This window comes from Pseudonocardia aurantiaca, assembly GCF_039526725.1.
Classification (GTDB): domain Bacteria; phylum Actinomycetota; class Actinomycetes; order Mycobacteriales; family Pseudonocardiaceae; genus Pseudonocardia; species Pseudonocardia aurantiaca.
Genome location: NZ_BAAAJG010000025.1, coordinates 125817 through 142341, shown reverse-complemented (window position 1 = coordinate 142341; position 16525 = coordinate 125817). Strand labels below are relative to the sequence as shown.

At 72.6% G+C, this 16525-nt stretch carries 18 protein-coding genes; 5 read left to right on the top strand and 13 right to left on the bottom strand.

Features of this window, described 5'->3' with window-relative positions; translation table 11 throughout:
- The first annotated feature begins 85 nt into the window (after window positions 1–85).
- The 3 genes from ABD143_RS29290 (at window position 86) to ABD143_RS29280 (ending at window position 2791) form a co-directional block, all read left to right on the top strand.
- Complete coding sequence (locus ABD143_RS29290; protein WP_343984679.1) at window positions 86–772, top strand: response regulator transcription factor; 687 nt, start codon at window positions 86–88, stop codon at window positions 770–772.
- Window positions 773–775: 3 nt separating this feature from the next.
- Window positions 776–2065, top strand: a complete 1290-nt coding sequence (locus ABD143_RS29285; protein WP_343984678.1) for a HAMP domain-containing sensor histidine kinase — start codon at window positions 776–778, stop codon at window positions 2063–2065.
- 90 nt (window positions 2066–2155) lie between these two features.
- A complete protein-coding gene (locus tag ABD143_RS29280; protein WP_343984677.1) occupies window positions 2156–2791 on the top strand; it encodes a PepSY domain-containing protein in 636 nt (211 codons plus the stop codon).
- A 90-nt stretch (window positions 2792–2881) separates the two neighbouring features.
- Here ABD143_RS29280 and ABD143_RS29275 read toward each other — a convergent pair whose 3' ends face one another.
- The 5 genes from ABD143_RS29275 to mftF all read right to left on the bottom strand — a co-directional run bounded on the left by ABD143_RS29275 (window position 2882) and on the right by mftF (window position 9339).
- Window positions 2882–3637, bottom strand: a complete 756-nt coding sequence (locus ABD143_RS29275) for an SRPBCC family protein (RefSeq protein ID WP_343984676.1) — start codon at window positions 3635–3637, stop codon at window positions 2882–2884.
- A gap of 104 nt (window positions 3638–3741) precedes the next feature.
- Window positions 3742–4593: an FAD binding domain-containing protein gene (locus tag ABD143_RS29270; RefSeq protein WP_343984675.1), complete on the bottom strand. Its 852-nt coding sequence runs from the start codon at window positions 4591–4593 to the stop codon at window positions 3742–3744.
- Window positions 4590–7067, bottom strand: coding sequence for a xanthine dehydrogenase family protein molybdopterin-binding subunit (locus ABD143_RS29265; protein WP_343984674.1), 2478 nt, complete (start codon window positions 7065–7067; stop codon window positions 4590–4592). The genes ABD143_RS29270 and ABD143_RS29265 overlap by 4 nt, the downstream gene beginning before the upstream one ends.
- Window positions 7068–7586 carry a (2Fe-2S)-binding protein gene (locus ABD143_RS29260; RefSeq protein ID WP_343984673.1) on the bottom strand — a complete coding sequence of 173 codons (519 nt, stop codon included), beginning with the start codon at window positions 7584–7586 and terminating at the stop codon, window positions 7068–7070. It abuts the gene before it with no gap.
- A gap of 295 nt (window positions 7587–7881) precedes the next feature.
- Complete coding sequence (gene mftF, locus ABD143_RS29255) at window positions 7882–9339, bottom strand: mycofactocin biosynthesis glycosyltransferase MftF (RefSeq protein ID WP_343984672.1); 1458 nt, start codon at window positions 9337–9339, stop codon at window positions 7882–7884.
- A 94-nt stretch (window positions 9340–9433) separates the two neighbouring features.
- Here mftF and ABD143_RS29250 point away from each other — a divergent pair, with 94 nt between their 5' ends.
- On the top strand, window positions 9434–9556 hold the full coding sequence (locus ABD143_RS29250) for a hypothetical protein (protein ID WP_343984671.1): 123 nt from the start codon (window positions 9434–9436) through the stop codon (window positions 9554–9556).
- 9 nt (window positions 9557–9565) lie between these two features.
- On the opposite strand, the gene ABD143_RS29245 is transcribed toward ABD143_RS29250, so the two are convergent.
- From ABD143_RS29245 to mftA, 5 genes are all read right to left on the bottom strand, one after another.
- Window positions 9566–10723 carry an alkaline phosphatase family protein gene (locus ABD143_RS29245; protein ID WP_343984670.1) on the bottom strand — a complete coding sequence of 386 codons (1158 nt, stop codon included), beginning with the start codon at window positions 10721–10723 and terminating at the stop codon, window positions 9566–9568.
- 66 nt (window positions 10724–10789) lie between these two features.
- Window positions 10790–11545 carry a mycofactocin biosynthesis peptidyl-dipeptidase MftE gene (gene mftE, locus ABD143_RS29240; RefSeq protein WP_343984669.1) on the bottom strand — a complete coding sequence of 252 codons (756 nt, stop codon included), beginning with the start codon at window positions 11543–11545 and terminating at the stop codon, window positions 10790–10792.
- Between the two features lie 71 nt (window positions 11546–11616).
- Window positions 11617–12840: a mycofactocin radical SAM maturase gene (gene mftC, locus ABD143_RS29235; protein ID WP_343984668.1), complete on the bottom strand. Its 1224-nt coding sequence runs from the start codon at window positions 12838–12840 to the stop codon at window positions 11617–11619.
- Complete coding sequence (gene mftB / locus ABD143_RS29230; RefSeq protein WP_343984667.1) at window positions 12837–13106, bottom strand: mycofactocin biosynthesis chaperone MftB; 270 nt, start codon at window positions 13104–13106, stop codon at window positions 12837–12839. The genes mftC and mftB overlap by 4 nt, the downstream gene beginning before the upstream one ends.
- 10 nt (window positions 13107–13116) lie before the next feature.
- Window positions 13117–13218 (bottom strand): mycofactocin precursor MftA, encoded by a 102-nt coding sequence (gene mftA / locus ABD143_RS29225; protein WP_343984666.1) that lies wholly within the window; start codon window positions 13216–13218, stop codon window positions 13117–13119.
- Between the two features lie 99 nt (window positions 13219–13317).
- On the opposite strand from mftA, the gene ABD143_RS29220 reads away from it, so the two are divergent.
- Window positions 13318–14415, top strand: coding sequence for a GNAT family N-acetyltransferase (locus tag ABD143_RS29220; RefSeq protein WP_343984665.1), 1098 nt, complete (start codon window positions 13318–13320; stop codon window positions 14413–14415).
- Between the two features lie 55 nt (window positions 14416–14470).
- Here ABD143_RS29220 and ABD143_RS29215 read toward each other — a convergent pair whose 3' ends face one another.
- Genes ABD143_RS29215 through ABD143_RS29205 form a run of 3 tightly spaced genes read right to left on the bottom strand, consistent with a single transcriptional unit; the run spans window position 14471 to window position 16501 of the window.
- Window positions 14471–14683 carry a hypothetical protein gene (locus ABD143_RS29215; protein ID WP_343984664.1) on the bottom strand — a complete coding sequence of 71 codons (213 nt, stop codon included), beginning with the start codon at window positions 14681–14683 and terminating at the stop codon, window positions 14471–14473.
- A 5-nt stretch (window positions 14684–14688) separates the two neighbouring features.
- The gene (locus ABD143_RS29210; RefSeq protein WP_343984663.1) at window positions 14689–15864 is read right to left on the bottom strand and encodes a DUF418 domain-containing protein; all 1176 of its coding nucleotides are present in this window, start codon (window positions 15862–15864) and stop codon (window positions 14689–14691) included.
- Window positions 15851–16501 (bottom strand): hypothetical protein, encoded by a 651-nt coding sequence (locus ABD143_RS29205; RefSeq protein WP_343984662.1) that lies wholly within the window; start codon window positions 16499–16501, stop codon window positions 15851–15853. The genes ABD143_RS29210 and ABD143_RS29205 overlap by 14 nt, the downstream gene beginning before the upstream one ends.
- Window positions 16502–16525: the final 24 nt, after the last annotated feature.

The following is a 16525-nucleotide window of genomic DNA, read 5'->3' as shown; positions in this document are numbered from 1 at the left end:
CACGGCGTTAACGCGCTCCTAAGACCGCCCTAGCGGCGCGCCGCCGGCGCGGGACGGGCGCCCGCGTGCCCTACCGTGCGCAGGTGTGGCCCAGGTGCTTCTCATCGAGGACGACCCGGCGATACGGGGCGCGCTGATCCGCGGGCTCACCGAGCGCGGGCACGCCGTCGACTCGGCCGCGGCAGCGCTGCCCGGGCTCGAGTCGGCCGTGACTAACCGGCCGGACCTCGTCGTTCTCGACCTCGGCCTTCCCGACCTCGACGGCGCCACAATGCTGCGGATGCTCCGCGGCGTGAGCCGGGTGCCGGTGATCGTCGCGACCGCGCGCGACGACGAGGCGGAGATCGTCGCCGTCCTCGACGCCGGTGCGGACGACTACCTGGTCAAGCCGTTCAGTGCCGCACAGCTCGACGCGCGCATCCGCGCGGTGCTGCGCCGCGGTGGGGGCGACACGGCGGCCGACACCGCCGTCGTCGTCGGCGGACTGCGCGTCGACCCGCGCTCGCGGGAGGCGAGCCTCGACGGGAACGCGCTCGACCTCACCCCCCGGGAGTTCACGCTCCTGCACTACCTCGCCGCGCGGTCTGGGCAGGTGGTCAGCAAGCGGGAGCTGCTCACGGAGGTCTGGCAGCTGCCCTACGGCGGGGCCGACAAGACCGTCGACGTCCACCTCTCCTGGCTGCGCCGCAAGCTCGGCGAGACGGCGCAGGAGCCGCGCTACCTGCACGCCGTCCGCGGGGTCGGCGTCCGGATCTCCGCTCCGGCGGACTGAGCCGTGCGCCGCCGGATCCTGCTGCTTGTCGGGGCCACGACGTCGCTGGTCCTCATCGCGTTCCTCGTGCCGCTCGCGCTGCTCCTGCGCACGGTCGCCGCCGACCGGGCCGTGCAGGCCGCGACGGTGGAGGCCCAGTCGCTCAGCTCCCTCGTCGCCACAACCGACCGCGCGGCGCTCGCGCTGGCCGTGCAACAGCTCGACGCCAACTCCCCTGCCGTCGTCACGCTGTTCCTCGCCGACGGGAGCGTGCTCGGGGCGCCTGCCGAGCGGACCCCGCTCGTCCAGCTGGGAACGCTCGGCGGCAGCGAGTCGGCGGCGGTGCAAGGCGGGCGCGAGATCGTCTTCGCGGTGCGCGACCCTACGGGCGACGCCGGGGTGATCCGCGCGTTCGTCCCGGACGCCCAGCTGAACCGCGGTGTGCCGGGGGCGTGGCTGCTGCTCGGCGCTCTTGGGATCGGACTGCTCGGGCTCAGCCTCGCGGTTGCGGACTGGCTGGGCCGGTCGCTGGTCCGCTCCACCACCGACCTCGCGGCCGTGTCGCACCGGCTCGCGAACGGCGAGCTGGACGCTCGCGCCGACCCGGCGGCACCCGCGGAGCTGGGGGTGGTCGCCGCGGCCGTCAACGGACTCGCCGCCCGGATCTCGGAGCTGCTGCGCGAGGAGCGCGAGACCGTCGCAGACCTCGCCCACCGGGTGCGCACCCCGCTCACCGCGCTGCGCCTGGACGCCGAAGCGCTCCCGGAACCGGGCCAGGCCGCCCGCATCGGCGCGGGTGTGGACGCCGTGCAGCGCTCGGTCACGCAGGCGATCGAGCTGGCCAGGCGGCGCGGCAGCGGACCGGGTGCCGGACGCGCGTGGAGCGACGCGGCCGCCGTCGTGCACGAGCGTGTCGCGTTCTGGGCCGTGCTCGCCGAGGACACCGACCGGGAGACGTCGGTGGAGATCGCAGCCGGACCGCTCCCCGTGGCGCTGGGCGCGGCGGACCTCGGCGCGTGCGTGGACGCGCTGCTGGGCAACGTCTTCGCCCACACCCCGGACGGCACGGCGTTCGCCGTGCGGCTCGCGGCCCGCCCCGGAGGAGGTGCGCTGCTCGTGGTGGCCGACGCCGGGCAAGGCCTACCGGCCGGGAACGCCGCCCTCTCGCGTGGGTCCAGCGGCGCCGACTCCACCGGTCTCGGGCTCGACATCGCCCGCCGCAGCGCCGAGCAGGCCGGCGGCGGGCTCACGCTCGGCAGGGCGGTGGAGGGCGGGCTGGAGGTTCGGGTCGAACTCGGACCGCCCGATCCCTAAGCGGGTCTTAGGGTCGCGGCAGCGCGCCGCTAGCCATGTGATCGGCAACGTACGGGTCGTCGAACGACACGACCCACGAAGGAGCCGATCATGCGAGTCCGTCTCGTCGCCATCGCAGCCGCCGGCGCCACCGTCCTGTTGGGCGCCGGCACCGCGTACTCCCTGTCCGGCAACAGTGCTCCCGCGCCCGTCCGGCCCGCTGCGGTCGCCACCGGGACCATCGCCGGCTTCCCCACGACCTCCGGCACGGCCACCAGGAGCAGCGAAGCGACCAGCAGCAGCGAAGCGACCAGCAGTTCGGAGACCAGCAGCCCGACGATCCCGGCCGCTCAGCCGGGCGCAGGCGGGCTCTCCGCCGACGAGGCCTCGACGATCGCCATGGCGCACGTCGGCGGCGGGCGCGTCACCCAGGTCGAGCGCGAACTCGAGCACGGCAGGTGGGAATGGAAGGTCAGGGTGGTGAACGGCGGCCTGGAGCACGATGTGCGGGTGGACGCCGCCAGCGGCGCGATCACCCGCACGGACCGCCGCGACGACCAGAGCCGTGAGCGCCGGGGCACTGACGACCGGGGCACCGACGACCGGGGCTACGACGACCACGGCGGCAACCGGGGCGGCGACGACCGGGGCGGCAACGACCGGGGCCGCGGCGCGGACGACCGCGGCTACGACGACCACGGCGGCGACCGCCGCGGCAGCGACGATCGCCGCGGCGACGACAGCTGACCCGGGCGGCACATCGCCTCAGCGCTCGCACACCGGCGAGACCGGTGTGTGAGCGCTGTGGCGTGGGTCAGTTGGAGCGGGCGCGCCTGATCAGCTGGAGCGGGCGCGCCTGATCAGCAGAATGATGATCAGGAGCAGGACGCCGCCGGCCACTGGGGCGAGCCGCTTGAGCACCGGGGCGCCCGCCGTGTCGAGCAGGTCGATCGCGTCCACCTCGCTCCGCACGGGCGCCGGGGTGACCGGCCGCGAGGCGGTGGCGGACGACAGGACTGGCCCCTTCGCCGGAGCGGTGGTGGCCGTCGCGGCTGCCGTTGCGGCACCGGAGCCGTTGTTGGCGCTGCCCCCACCGGCGTCGGCGGCCTGCGACGGCGCCGCCGCCGGTTCGGCGGGAGACTCGGCCTCGGGCGCGAGCTTGCTGGCCACACACGACGAGAACTGGCCGATGATCTTGTCAGCCACATCGGAGATGACCCCGCGGCCGAACTGGGCAGGCCGACCGGTGATCGTCATGTCGGTCAGCATCGTGACCGCAGTGCGGGTCGGCCCGTCGGCCACCATCGTGCCGGTGACGGTCGCGTTGGCCGTGCCGTTGCCACGCGAGTCGCGCCCGCTCGCCTCGATGACGACCTTGTGGTTCTCGTCGTCTCGCGAGACGTAGGTGCCCTTGCCCTTGTAGGTGAGCGAGATCGGCCCGAGCTTCACCTTGACCGTGCCGTTGAACGAGTCACCCTCGTACTCCTGCAGCGTGGCGCCGGGGAAGCACGGTGCCACTGTCTCCGGCGTGTTCAGCGCCTCCCACGCCTTCTCGATCGGCGCGTCGATCGTGAACTTGTTCTCCAGCTGCATCTGTCTGTCTCCTCCTGGAACCGTGAACGCCTGCCCCGGGTGCGGTGGGGCAGGCGTCCACAGCATCGACGACGCGCTCCGCGCGGGGCGGAACGGACGAGCGTTCAGCCGGCGGCGGCCAGCACCGCGCGACCCGTCAGCACCTTGGCCAGGTGCTCACGGTAGTCCGAGGCCGCGTCGGCGTCACTGGGTGCCGCTGTGCCCTCTGTGACGCGCTCGGCAGCGGCCCGCACGGCGTCGGCGGTGGCCGGCTGACCGACCAGCGCCTGCTCCACGCCGGTGGCGCGGATCGGTGTGGTGCCCATGTTGGTCAGGCCGACCCTGGCCTCCGCGATGGCACCGCCCTCCGTGCGGATCGCGGCCGCGATGGCCACCATCGACCAGGCCTGCGCCGTGCGGTTGAACTTCTCGTAGTGGCTCCCCCATCCCGTGTACTTCGGGAACCGGATCTCGGTGAGGATCTCGCCCTCGCCGATCGCCGTGGTGAAGTAGTCCACGAAGAACTCGCTCGCCGGCACCGTCCGGGTGCCGGACGCGCCGGCGATCACCATTTCGGCGTCGAGCGCGAGGGCGACGGCCCCGAGGTCACCGGCCGGGTCGGCGTGGGCCAGCGCCCCGCCGAGCGTGCCGCGGTGGCGCACCTGACCGTCGGCGACCGTCTCGGTGGCCTGCGCGAGCAGCGTGACGTGCTGCTGCACAGACTCGTCCTTGAGGACGTCGTAGTAGGACGTCATCGCCCCGACGACGATCCGGTCGCCCTCCTCGCGGATGCCCCGCAGCTCGGGAATGCCTGCGAGGTCCACCAGCAGCGACGGCGCGGCGAGCCGCAGGCGCAGCACCGGGAGCAGGCTCTGCCCGCCCGCGATGATCTTGGCGTCCTCACCGCCCTGCTGCAGCGCGGCGACCGCGTCGGCCACCGACGCCGGCTTGACGTAGTCGAACTTGGACGGGATCACTGGACCTCTCCCTGCGGGTTGTTCGGGTCGATCGAGCCGAGGCCCGCGCCCGGCGAGTGGGTGTCGACCGGGGTCTCCTGGGTCGCGACGCCGCGTGCGTCCTGGATGGCCCGCCACACGCGCTGCGAGGTGCACGGCATCTCCACCTCGGTGACGCCGAGGTGGCGCAGCGCGTCGATCACGCCGTTGACGATCGCGGGTGTCGACGCGATGGTCCCCGCCTCGCCGACGCCCTTGACTCCCAGCGGGTTCGTCGTGGACGGGGTGCTGACCACGCGGGTGTCGAAGCTGGGCAGGTCCGCCGCCGACGGCAGGGTGTAGTCGACGAACGTGCCGTTGACGAGAGTGCCCTGGTCGTCGTAGTTGGCCTCCTCGAACAGCGCCTGCGAGATGCCCTGGGCGAGGCCGCCGTGCACCTGCCCCTCGGCGATGAGTGGGTTGACCACGTTGCCGATGTCGTCCACGCAGACGTACTTGCGCAGGTCGACGTGCCCGGTCTCGGTGTCGATCTCGATCGCCGCCAGGTGCGTGCCGTGCGGGAAGGAGAAGTTGTCCGGGTCGTACACGGCGTCGGCGTCGAGCGAGGGCTCGATGCCCTCCGGGTAGTCGTGCGCCGCGAACGTGGCGAACGCGATCTCCTGGATCGCCTTGCCCTTGTCGGTGCCGCGGACGGTGAACTGCCCGTTGGCGAACTCGATGTCGTCCTCGGACGCCTCGAGCAGGTGCGCCGCGATCTTCCTGGCCTTCGCGATCACCTTCTCGGAAGCCTTCACGAGCGCGATGCCGCCGACCACCAGCGACCGCGAGCCGTAGGTGTCCATACCCTTCGGCGCGACCTGCGTGTCGCCGTGGAGGACCTCGATGTCATCGAACGGGACGCCCAACTGTTCGGCGACGATCTGGCCGAACGCCGTCTCGTGGCCCTGGCCGTGGGCCGAGGCGCCGGTGACGACCTCGACCTTGCCCGTGGCGAGCATCCGGATGCTCGCTGCCTCCCAGCCGCCGGCCCCGTAGGACAGCGCCCCGAGTACGCGCGACGGCGCGAGGCCGCACATCTCGGTGAAGGTCGAGATGCCGATGCCCAGCTGCACCGGGTCGCCCGAGCGGCGCCGTTCCTCCTGCTCGCGGCGCAGCCCGGCGTAGTCGAACAGCTCCATCGCCTGCTGCGTGGCCTGCTCGTAGTTACCTGAGTCGTAGGTGAGCCCAGCCACCGTGGTGAACGGGAACTCCTCGTGCTTGATCCAGTTCTGCTCGCGCAGCTCCATCGGGTCGCGCCCGAGCTCGACGGCCAGCTCATCCATCACCCGCTCGATGCCGAACGTGGCCTCCGGACGGCCGGCACCGCGGTAGGCGCCCGTCAGCGTCTTCGTGGTGAGCACCGTGGTGCAGGTGAACTTGTAGGCCGGGATCTTGTAGATCGCGTTGAACATGAACGCGCCGAGCACCGGGACGCCCGGCCCGACCAGCTCGAGGTAGGCACCCATGTCGGCGAGGAGGCGCACGTCCAGGCCGGTGACCGTGCCGTCCTTCTTGGCGGTGAGGGTCAAGTCCTGGATCTGGTCGCGGCCGTGGTGCGCCGCGAGCATCGACTCCGAACGCGTCTCGCTCCACTTGACCGGCTTGCCGAGCTTCTGCGCGAGCAGCACGCAGAGCATCTCCTCGGGGATGACGGAGAGCTTCCCGCCGAACCCACCGCCCACGTCGGGGGCGATCACGCGGAGCTTTTGCTCCGGCACGCCGAGGGTCACGCTCGTCATCGTGCGCAGGACGTGCGGCACCTGCGTCGCCGAGTACATCAGGATCTGCTCACCGGTGGGGTCCACCACGACGGATCGCGGCTCCATGAACGCCGGGATGAGGCGCTGCTGACGGAACCGGCGGCGGATCACGACGGAGTCGGGATCCGCCTCGGCCGCCGCGATCGCCTCGTCGACGCTCCCGCCGGTGCCTGCGCTCCCGGAGTCGAACACCCACGTGTCACTCACGTTGGTGCCCAGCTCCGGGTGCAGCACCGTGGCGTCGTCGGCGATCGCGGCCTCCATGTCGAGCACCGGCTCGAGCGGCTCGTAGTCGATCTCGACGAGGTCTGCCGCGTCACGCGCCTCGGCGGCCGTGCGGGCGAGCACCACGGCCACGCCTTCGCCGGCGAAGTGCACGGTGCTGCCGGCGAGCAGGGGGCGCTGCGGCGCCTTCTCGTTGGGGGTGAGGGGCCAGACGTGCGGCAGGCCGACGGCCTCCGCTCCCAGGTCGGCCAGGGTGTAGACCCCGATGACACCCGGGGCGGCTTCGGCCGCGGACTTGTCGATCCCGGTGATCGTCGCGTGCGCGAGGGGCGACCGGACGACGTGCATATGCAGGGTGCCCTGCGGCGTGATCGAGTCGGTGAACCGGGTGCGTCCGGTGATGAGGCGCGCGTCCTCCTTGCGGGGGCGGGCCTTTCCGAACTCGACGGTGGGTTCGGCGGTTGCGGTCATCTACTCGCCACCTCCGGCGACCGAGACCGGCGCCTGGGTGTCCGCGGCGACGCCCGGCTTCATCTTCGCCGCGGCGCTCTGCACGGCGCGGACGATGTTCTGGTAGCCCGTGCACCGGCAGAGGTTGCCCTCGATGCCCTCACGGACCTCCTGCTCGTTGGGGTCAGGGTTGTCCCCGAGCAGGTCGATGGCCTGCATGATCATACCCGGTGTGCAGTAACCGCACTGCAGCGCGTGACACTCGTTGAAGGCCTCCTGCATCGGGTGCAGCTTGCCGTCGCGGGCGATGCCCTCGATCGTCGTGACCTCGGCTCCGTCGGCCTGGACGGCCAGCACCGAGCAGGACTTCACGCTCTGCCCGTTCAGGTGAACGGTGCAGGCCCCGCAGTTGCTTGTGTCGCACCCGACCAGCGTGCCCGTCTTCCCCAGGCGTTCCCTCAGGTAGTGGACCAACAATGTGCGGGGCTCGACGTCGTCGGCGTACTGCACGCCGTCGACGGTGACCCGGACCTGTGCCATGAGACTTCTCCTTAGACCGCGACGACGACGGTGTCGTGCCGCGCAGGATGTGCCGGGGACCGACCGGGCGGTTGCGCTGCCACCCGGACGCCGCCACGCCGTTGTGGCGGCGAACACATCACACTCCCGATGATCTGTTGGTGCAAGGCAGCCGCCGCCGGACCGCCGACAACTGCACAGGGTCACACTCACACTGTCGGACGCCGGTAAGTTTCCGGCCCCGCAAATACGGAACTTATCGCCCAATTTTTCCGCTTCAGCGAAACTTGGTCGGATTGCACATCACTCTTTCGGACTAGCCCTGACGGGGGGCACCCCGCCGGCCGTCCGTCCAGCCGGGACGCAGGGGCCCGGGCGTGCGGTGGCGGAGCGCGCCCCACCACAGCCCGCCGCCGTAGGCGAGGTCGTCGAGGCGGCGGGCGAGAACGTATCCGGGGAGCGAGAGGCGCACCTCGGGGTCGTCGCCGCGGCGGCGCCACCAGTCGATCGCCCCTTCGGTCAGCGCCACGACCGCGACGGTCCGCCGCGCCCGCCGGGAGAGGAGGGCGGCCACGAGCGCCACCGGCCAGTAGTGCCGCGTGATCGCGTCGGCCGTCTGCGCGACCGTGCCGAGCGTCGACATCGCGATGATCCGCGCGGCGGTGGCCCGCGGCCGCCGCACGTCCAGCTTGCGGGCGAGCCGTTCGGCCGCCCCGGCGCACACCACGAGGGCTACGAGCGCAGCCTTCGGCCTGCCGAGCAGCAGGAGCACCGAGACCGCCGTCGACCACGTGTTCAGCACCATCGGCGGCGTCGAACCGGGGTGTCGCAGGGAGAGCGGTGCCGCGCCCGTGCCGTAGTAGGCCTTGCGCAGCCACCACGCGACCGGGGTGGTGAGGTGGTCGTGCGCCACGCGGGACGCGGGCTCATAGCGCAGCCGCCAGCCGGCCGCGTGCAGGCGCAGCACGAGGTCGACGTCCTCGGCCACGTGCATGTCGTCGTCGAAACCTGCGCTCGCAGCGTCCCTGCGGACGAGCAGCGCGGCGCTCGGCACGTACGCCACACGCGAGCGCGGGACCACCGGCGCCGGGTCCGGGCCGAGGTCGTGCGACGACCGCACGGACTCGTACCTGCCCAGCCAGCCCGTGACCGGGGGCAGCGCGACGATCCGCGGCGCCGCGAGCGCGACGGCCGGATCGGCGAACCGTTCCAGCAGCACCGGCAGCCAACCGGGCTCGGGGACCACGTCGGAGTCGAGGAACGCCACGAGCGGTGTGGTCGCCGCCGCGAGCCCGGCGTTGCGGGCCGCGGCCGGGCCGCGCGGCTCGGGGTGGCGCAAAACTCGCGCGCCCGCGGCGCCTGCGACGTTCTGCACGCCCGCCGCGTCGGCCGACCCGTCGTCCACGACGATCACGCCGCCGAGCCCTTCGGGCAGGGCACCGAGCAGGCGGCGCAGGCTGTCGACGCGATCCTTCACCGGCACGACGACGGTAACGTCGGAGGCGGGCGGCACGGCCTGCGGGGGCACGGCCACCGGGTGCGCCATGCCGGCGTCCACCAGCGAGCGCGCGAGGGCGGCAGAGTCGTCGTCGGCGACCGTGCAGGTGCCGTCGGTGCAGATCAGCGCCCGCGCCGTCGGGGACAGGCGCAGCATCCGCGGCGGAGCTCCGCCGAACATGACCTCACCGTCGTCGACCGCCCACACGCGGTGGTCGAGGGCGATACGAAATCCCGCGGGCAGGCGGGTGCGCGTCGGCCCGGATACCTCGATCACGACCCCATCGTGTCACGTTCATGACCAGCGCCACGGCGGCCTGGGAGGGTGCGGAAAGCTCCGGCCGTAGCGAGCGGTGTCCAGGTGGACCGGCGTGGTCCATCCGCCACTGGAGAGCCTCGCGTCGGCAGACCTGGGCGCCGACTCGACCGTCTCCGACTTCATGCGCGTGAACTCCACCGGCACCGGCGGGAGGTTGGCCACGGCCGTCGCGTAGCCCGGCCGCTCAGCTTCGGCGGGCCACCAGCAGCGGCACGAACTGCTCATCCGCCGTCAGCGAACCGTGCTGGCCGGGCAGCCGCGCGAGCGCGGGCTCGACCTCCGTCCGGACGATCGCGGTGCCGCCCCGCGCGGCCGCAACGACGTCACCGATGCGGGCGCGCATCTGCGCGTCCACCGGCCCGAACCAGCCCTCGTCGATCGCTTGCTCACCGGACACGACCCAGGCGCCGTCGCCGAGCACGCCCCGCCACGCGGCCAGCACCTCGTCCTGGGCGCCGGGACGTGCGTAGACGTGCCGCGACCGCGGGTCGCCGCCAAGCAGGTCGACGCCCTCCTGCAGCGCGGGGTGGTGGTCGGCGTCGATCGCGCGGTCGACCTGGACCATCCCGTGGTCGCCGGTGATCACGAGCACCGCGTCGGCGGGGAGGTGCTCGGCGAGCAGCGCGGCGAGCGAGTCGATCTGGCGCAGCTGCAGCCGCCACGGCAGCGATCCGGGCCCGTGCAGGTGGCCGAGGAGGTCGAGGTCGGCGTGGTAGCCGTAGCAGAGGTGTTTGCCCGGTCCGGCGAGCGCGGTGATCACCTCGGCGGCGAGGTCACCCAGCGCGTACGTGCCGCGGAACCGCCCGCCGCGCAGCGCCGCCCTCGTCAGCCCGGAGCCGCCGAACTCGGCCTTCGACACCACGGTGACGTCCAGACCAGCGGCCTCCGCGCGCTCCAAGAGCGTCTGCCGAGGTTGCACCTGCTCGGGGGGTAGGCGTTTGCGCAGGTCGACGGGGTACGGAACACCATGGGACCGCCACTTGAGGGTCTCGATCAGGTCGCCGGTCTCGGCCCGGAAGGCGACCCCGAGAATCCCGTGCACGCCGGGCGGCAGGCCGGTGCCGAGCGAGGCCAGGCTGATGGACGTGCTGGACGGGAACCCGACCGTGACCGGCCCGACGTCCGGGAGGCCCGCCAGGAACGGCGCATCGCGCGCGTACCGGCGCAACAGCTCGCTCCCCAGCCCGTCGACGAGCAGCAGTGCGGCCGCCCTCGCCGGCTCGATCACCAGCTCGTTCCCCTGCTCAGGATGATCGGGCACACCGAGCGCCGTGAGCAGCGCAGGCAGAACCTCGGCGAGTGAGCGGTGCCCGTATGCGGGCACGAGGAGCTCAGGTGTCACGTCTTCGAGCATGGCACCCCACGAAGTACTGCAAGGTGACATCGCTGACGTTGAACGTCAGCAATGTCACCTTCCAAACCCTGGGCGCAGTTGGCCCGTGCCGGTCGGCTCCCACCGGGACAGGGCCGTGCGGAGCTGGGACGCCATCGCGTCCAGTAGCCGCTCGCCCTCCTCCGCGTTCGCGCCCGCGGGGTCGCCCAGCACGCCGTTCCGGCTGACCGCGGCCACCCCACCGCTGCGCAAGGCGGGGAGCAGCTCGGTCAGCGGGGAGGTGTTGCCCGCCGCCGCCGCGTCGAGCCGGACGAGCTCCGGAGCCAGCGCGAGCAGCATCGACGTCTCCGTGCGACCGGCGTGCGCGTCGCCGCCGGGCACCCCGCAGCCGAACCACGCCGCGTCGCGCCCCTCGTCGCGGAGCTGCGCCACGGCCTCGGGCACCGTGGGGAAGTTGCCGCCGTGGCCGTTGACGAACACGAGCCGCGCCGCCCACCGCCCGGCCGAGCGCCCCAGCTCCACCAGCACCGCACGGAGCGCCTCGTGCCCGATCGAAAGGGTGCCCGCGAAGGCCTCGTGCTCACCGGAGGCGCCGTACGACAGCGGGGGCGCGACCAGCACGGACCGGCGGGCGCGGCAGTCGGCTGCGTCGACGGCCTCGGCCGCCCGCCCGGCGAGCCACTCCGTTGCCGCCCGGGAGGCGACGGCGGCAGCGACCCGGGTGTCCGTGTCCAGCGGCAGGTGCGGGCCGTGCTGCTCCACCGACCCGACGGGTACGAGCAGCGTCCGCCGGCCCGCCAGCTCCGTCCAGGTGTGCTCGCCGAGCAGCACAGGCCCCTTCCCTCGGCAACCGGTTGGTCCGATCCGGCCCCCGGCGACTCTGACAGGGACCGGATCGACGATCAGCTCCCGGCGACCGGGACGCGCAGGCGCGAGTCGGAGGCGTCGCCGGCGAGCCCCGCCAGCGGGCTCGTCTCGCAGGCCTTCTCGGGGCGCCGTCCGATGGTCACGGGCACGGGGCCGCGGGAGTTGCGCGGAGCGGAGCGCGAGTGGTCGACGTCGGACTTCGGGATCAGGGTCGACCCGTCACGCGCGGCCAGCGCCTGCTCCCCGAACCCGCGCACGCACTCCGGGTCGGGCCCGTCGAGCGGCAGGCCCGTGAAGAACTTGGCGGCCATGCATCCGCCCTGGCAGGAGTCGTAGAAGCCGCACGAGCGGCACGCCCCGCCGGTCTGCGGCTGCCGCAGCTGCGCGAACAGCTCCGAGCCCTGCCACACCTCCTGGAACCCGCCCGGCGACCGGACGTTGCCCGCGAGGAAGTTCTCGTGAATCGCGAACGGGCACGCGTAGACGTCGCCGACGGGGTCGATCAGGCAGACGACCCGGCCCGCACCACAGAGGTTGAGACCGGGGAGTGCCTCGCCGTAGGCCGAGAGGTGGAAGAAAGAGTCGCCGGTCAGCACGTTCTCGCCGTGGCCGACCAGCCAGTCGTAGAGCTGCCGCTGCTGGGCCGCCGTCGGGTGCAGCTCGTCCCACACGTCCGCGCCACGCCCGGACGGCCGCAGCCGCGTGATCCGGAGCTGGGCGCCGAAGCGGTCGGCGATCGCGGCGAAAGCGTCGAGCTGGTCGACGTTCTGCCTGGTCATCACGACACTGATCTTGGGCTGTGCGAACCCGGCCGCCGCGAGGTTCTCCAGGGCCCGGACGGCCGTGGCATACGAGCCCGGGCCGCGGACGTGGTCGTTGACCTCGGCGGTGGCGCCGTCGAGGGAGATCTGGACGTCCACGTAGTCGGTGGCGGCGAGCTGTTCGGCCCGTGCCGCGTCGAGCTTGATGCCGTTGGTGGAGAACTTCACGCCGACGTCGTGGGCGACGGCGTAGTCGACCAGCTCCCAGAAGTCGGGCCGCACGGTCGGCTCGCCGCCGCCGATGTTGACGTAGAAAACCTGCATGCGCTGCAGCTCGTCGATCACGCCCATGGCCTCGGACGTGGTCAGCTCGCGCGGATCGCGCCGCCCCGACGACGAGAGGCAGTGCACGCACGCGAGGTTGCAGGCGTAGGTCAGCTCCCAGGTGAGGCAGATCGGGGAGTTGAGGCCGTACTGGAAGTGGTCGACCAGCTTCACACGCGCTCCTCGATGGTTCCGTTCTCCGCCAGGCCCGCCAGCGCCCGCAGGTACGCGGGCCGCTGCGCCTCCTCGACACCGGCGGCGTCGATCGCGGCGTGCACCGACTCGTGCCGGTCCAGGCCGGAGACGACGTCGACGAGCTGTTTGGTCTTCAGGAACGACAGCCGCCGGGTGCCGAAGTGGTAGACGAGCGCCCCGAACGGCTCGGGGCGCAGCGCGACCCGCGGGCTCGCGCGGTAGGGCAGCTGCGGATCGAAAGCCATGCTGGGACGGCTAGTAGACACCGCACATGCCGTCGATGGAGACCTCCTCCACCAACGTCTCCTCGACCAGGGGCTCCTCGGAAGCGGGCTGGATCTCACCTGTGGGGGCCATACTTTGCTCCTGACGTCGCTCCGGTGGGCCGCACCGAACGTTAATTGGCACCGGGTGCCAAAGACAACCCCCAACCGGCCGTCGTGAGAGCCTTCCGCCGTGGCCGCTCCCCTCCTGCACATCGCCACCGCCTTCGACTGGCGGGCCGCGCTCGCCGCGGAGGCGGTCAAGCCTGCGTCTCTCGACGACGTCGGCTTCGTACATCTCTCGACGCCCGAGCAGGTCGCGCTCCCGGCAGACCGGCTGTTCCGCGGCCGCACCGACCTCGTGCTCCTCGTGCTCGACCCCGACCGGATCGGCGCGCCCATCCGCTACGAACCCGGCGTGCCCACGGATCCGGCGTCGATGCTGTTCCCGCACGCCTACGGCCCACTGCCCACTGGCGCGGTGCTCGCCGTGCTGCCATGGCAACCGCGTCCGGACGGCGGGTTCGACGCGCCCGCCGTGCCGCCCATGGACCCGGGTGGTCGGCACGCCACGCTCGAACGGTCGCTGCTGCGCCGGGTCGCCACCAGCGAGCTTCCGGTGACGGGCGGGGTTGCCGTGCTCACGGCCCCGGTCCCTGCGTCCCACGCGCACAACCAACTGCTGATCGACTCCCCGGTTTCGTCCGATCAGCTCGCCTCGGAGACGGATCGCGTGCTCGGCGGCGCGGGGCTCGTGCACCGCCAGGCCCACCTCTACGGGGATCACCTGGCGGACACGGCAGCCGCTCTCGCAGCGGACGGCTGGGACGTGACCGAGCTCGTCGGGATGGCCGCGCCGGCCGGGGGCGAGCCGGTGGCGCGGGTGGCGCAGGTCGACCTCGACACCCTGCGCCCGATGCTGGCCGCCGGCTGGCGCCGGGAGGTGCCCGGGTTCAGCGAGTCCACGGTCGAGCAGCTCGCCGACCGCTACGCGATCGAGGACACCCGTGCCGACGTCCGGTATCTCGCCGTGCACGACAACCGGGACGTCGTCGCCTGCGCCCTGCTCAAGATCGACGGCGGGACCGCCCTCCTGGACGCCGTGCTGACCGAACCGGCGGGCCGGGGACGCGGCCACGGCGACGCGGTCGTCCGCACGGCACTGGCGCTGGCGGCGAAGGCGGACTGCGACCTGGTGGTGCTCGACGCGGACGCGAACGACTGGCCCCGGCACTGGTACCGCCGCCGTGGGTTCACGGAGGTCACCCGATCCTGGTCCGCCCGCCGCTGACTGGCACCCAGCACCGCCCGCACAAGCACGCGGACACCGCCCCGCCTGGAGTGGGTCAGTCGCGGGCCGCCCGCTGCTTGCGGGCTCGTTCGCCCCTCGCCGCGAGCGCCGCGCCCACCAGGGCGATCACCACGCTCACCGGCATCTCCCAGCCTTCCAGGGCCGGCACGTAGTTCACGAGGAACCAGCTCGGCCCGCCGCCCACCCAGTTGTTGATGAACCCCCCGATGCCCTGGACGACCAGGACGATCCCCACGATCTCCAGCACGTTCCTCACCCCTTCTCGGCCGCGACGGAGGCGCGGCGCGGCGCGTACAGCCGATGCATGACCAGTTCCAGCGGGCCGCGGTCGAACCGCCGCAGCCACAGCGACGCGGCGACGACGAGCACCGCGCAGACCCCCGCCCACAGGCCGAGCACCCACCACGGGCGGGCGTCGGCGAACCGGGCAGCGAGGCCGAGGCCCCAGCCGTAGCAGAGCGCGCCCGCGAGCACGTTCTGCAGCACGTAGCAGCTCAGCGCCGTGCGTCCCACCGCCGCGAGTCCGCGCCGCATCGGGCCGAGTTCGCGACGGGAGCGCACCACGATCGACGTCACCAGGCCGAGCAGTCCGAGCGCGACGAGCGGCGGCAGCAGGTAGCGGTCGACGAGGAACCAGTCGGCGCCGCCGAAGGTCGTCAGCACGTTCAGCGGGAACGCGACGCCGAGACCGATGATCATCAGCCGCTTCCGGATGCCGGCGCCCACCTCCGTGTCGGCGAACGCGCCCGCCCGCAACAGCCTGGATCCGACGAGGAACAGGACCGTGGCGGACGGCACGATCAGCACGATCTCGATGCGGAACAGCAGGAAGTACTGCACGCGATCGGCGACCTGGGCCGTCCAGCTTGCGGTTGCCGCTGGGTCGACGGCGAGCGGCTGGGCCGGTCCATCCGGCGTGAGGACAAGCAGGGCGGTCAGCACGAGCACCATCCCGACGAAGATCGCGCCAACCGTCCGCATCCACAGCCGCACCGCGCTGTCGCTGCGGCCAACCAGGTACGCCACCAGCACCGACGTGATCGCGTAGCCCATCAGCACGTCGAACTCGAACACCAGCAGGTAGTGCACGAGCCCTTCGGCGAAAAGAATCAGCGCGCGCAGCGGATACCGGCCGGGCCATGGGTTGCCGCGCCGCACCGCCGCGCGGTACTGCAGTTCGAGGCCGACGCCGAACAGCAGCGTCAGCAGCGCGAGGAACTTCCCGTTGGACAGCAGCCGCAGCCCGGCCTCCACCGGGTCCTGGGGACCGAGCCCACCGGCGAACCACACCAGCGCCCCGCCGGGTACGGCGAAGAGCCAGGCGTTCGAGGCGAACGTCCCGAGGATCGCGATCCCCCGCAGCACGTCGAGCGACGCGATCCGGGACCGCGCGGGGGAGGTCTCAGCGGCGGTCTCAGCGGCGGACATCGGTGGCCTCCTGGGCCGAGTCCGGGGCAGACTCCGGGGCAGACTCCGGGGCACTGCCCTCGGGGGCACGCGGCGGCGCGAGCGTCGTCCACAGTGGCCAGCCCACGAACCAGATCAGCACCACCGGCATCAGCCGGGCGCCCCAGCTCCACATCGGGTCGGCGAACCACTCGCCGAGCGGCGGCACCCCGGTGCCGGCGACCGCGGCCGTCACGAAAATGACGGCGAGTGCGATGCCCCAGGCCAGGGCCATCTTTCCCCACTCGCGCCACTCGTAGGCCACCTTCGCGGCGCCGTACTGCGGAGGCTTGCGCGGCGGCGGGCCGCCGGCAAAACGGTGTGCGAAAGCCGTGTCCGCCCAGCGGATCATCGAGTGCCCGAACGCCACCGTGAAGCCCAGGTAGACCGCCGCCAGCCCGTGCGTGAGGCTCGGTGGCGAGCCGCCGGCCACGTCGACGAGCGACGCCGTCACCAGCACCACGTCCAGCACGGGCACGAGCACCAGGAGCACGGTGCTCAGCCGCCGGGCCCGCAGGAGGTAGCGCGCGGCGAGCCCGGCCCCGAGCAGCACCCAGAACCCCACCTCGCACGCCCCGATGAGCAGCACGAGCGGGTTCTCGTTCAGGAATTCCCCCATGCCGAACACAGTGCTCGTCGGAGA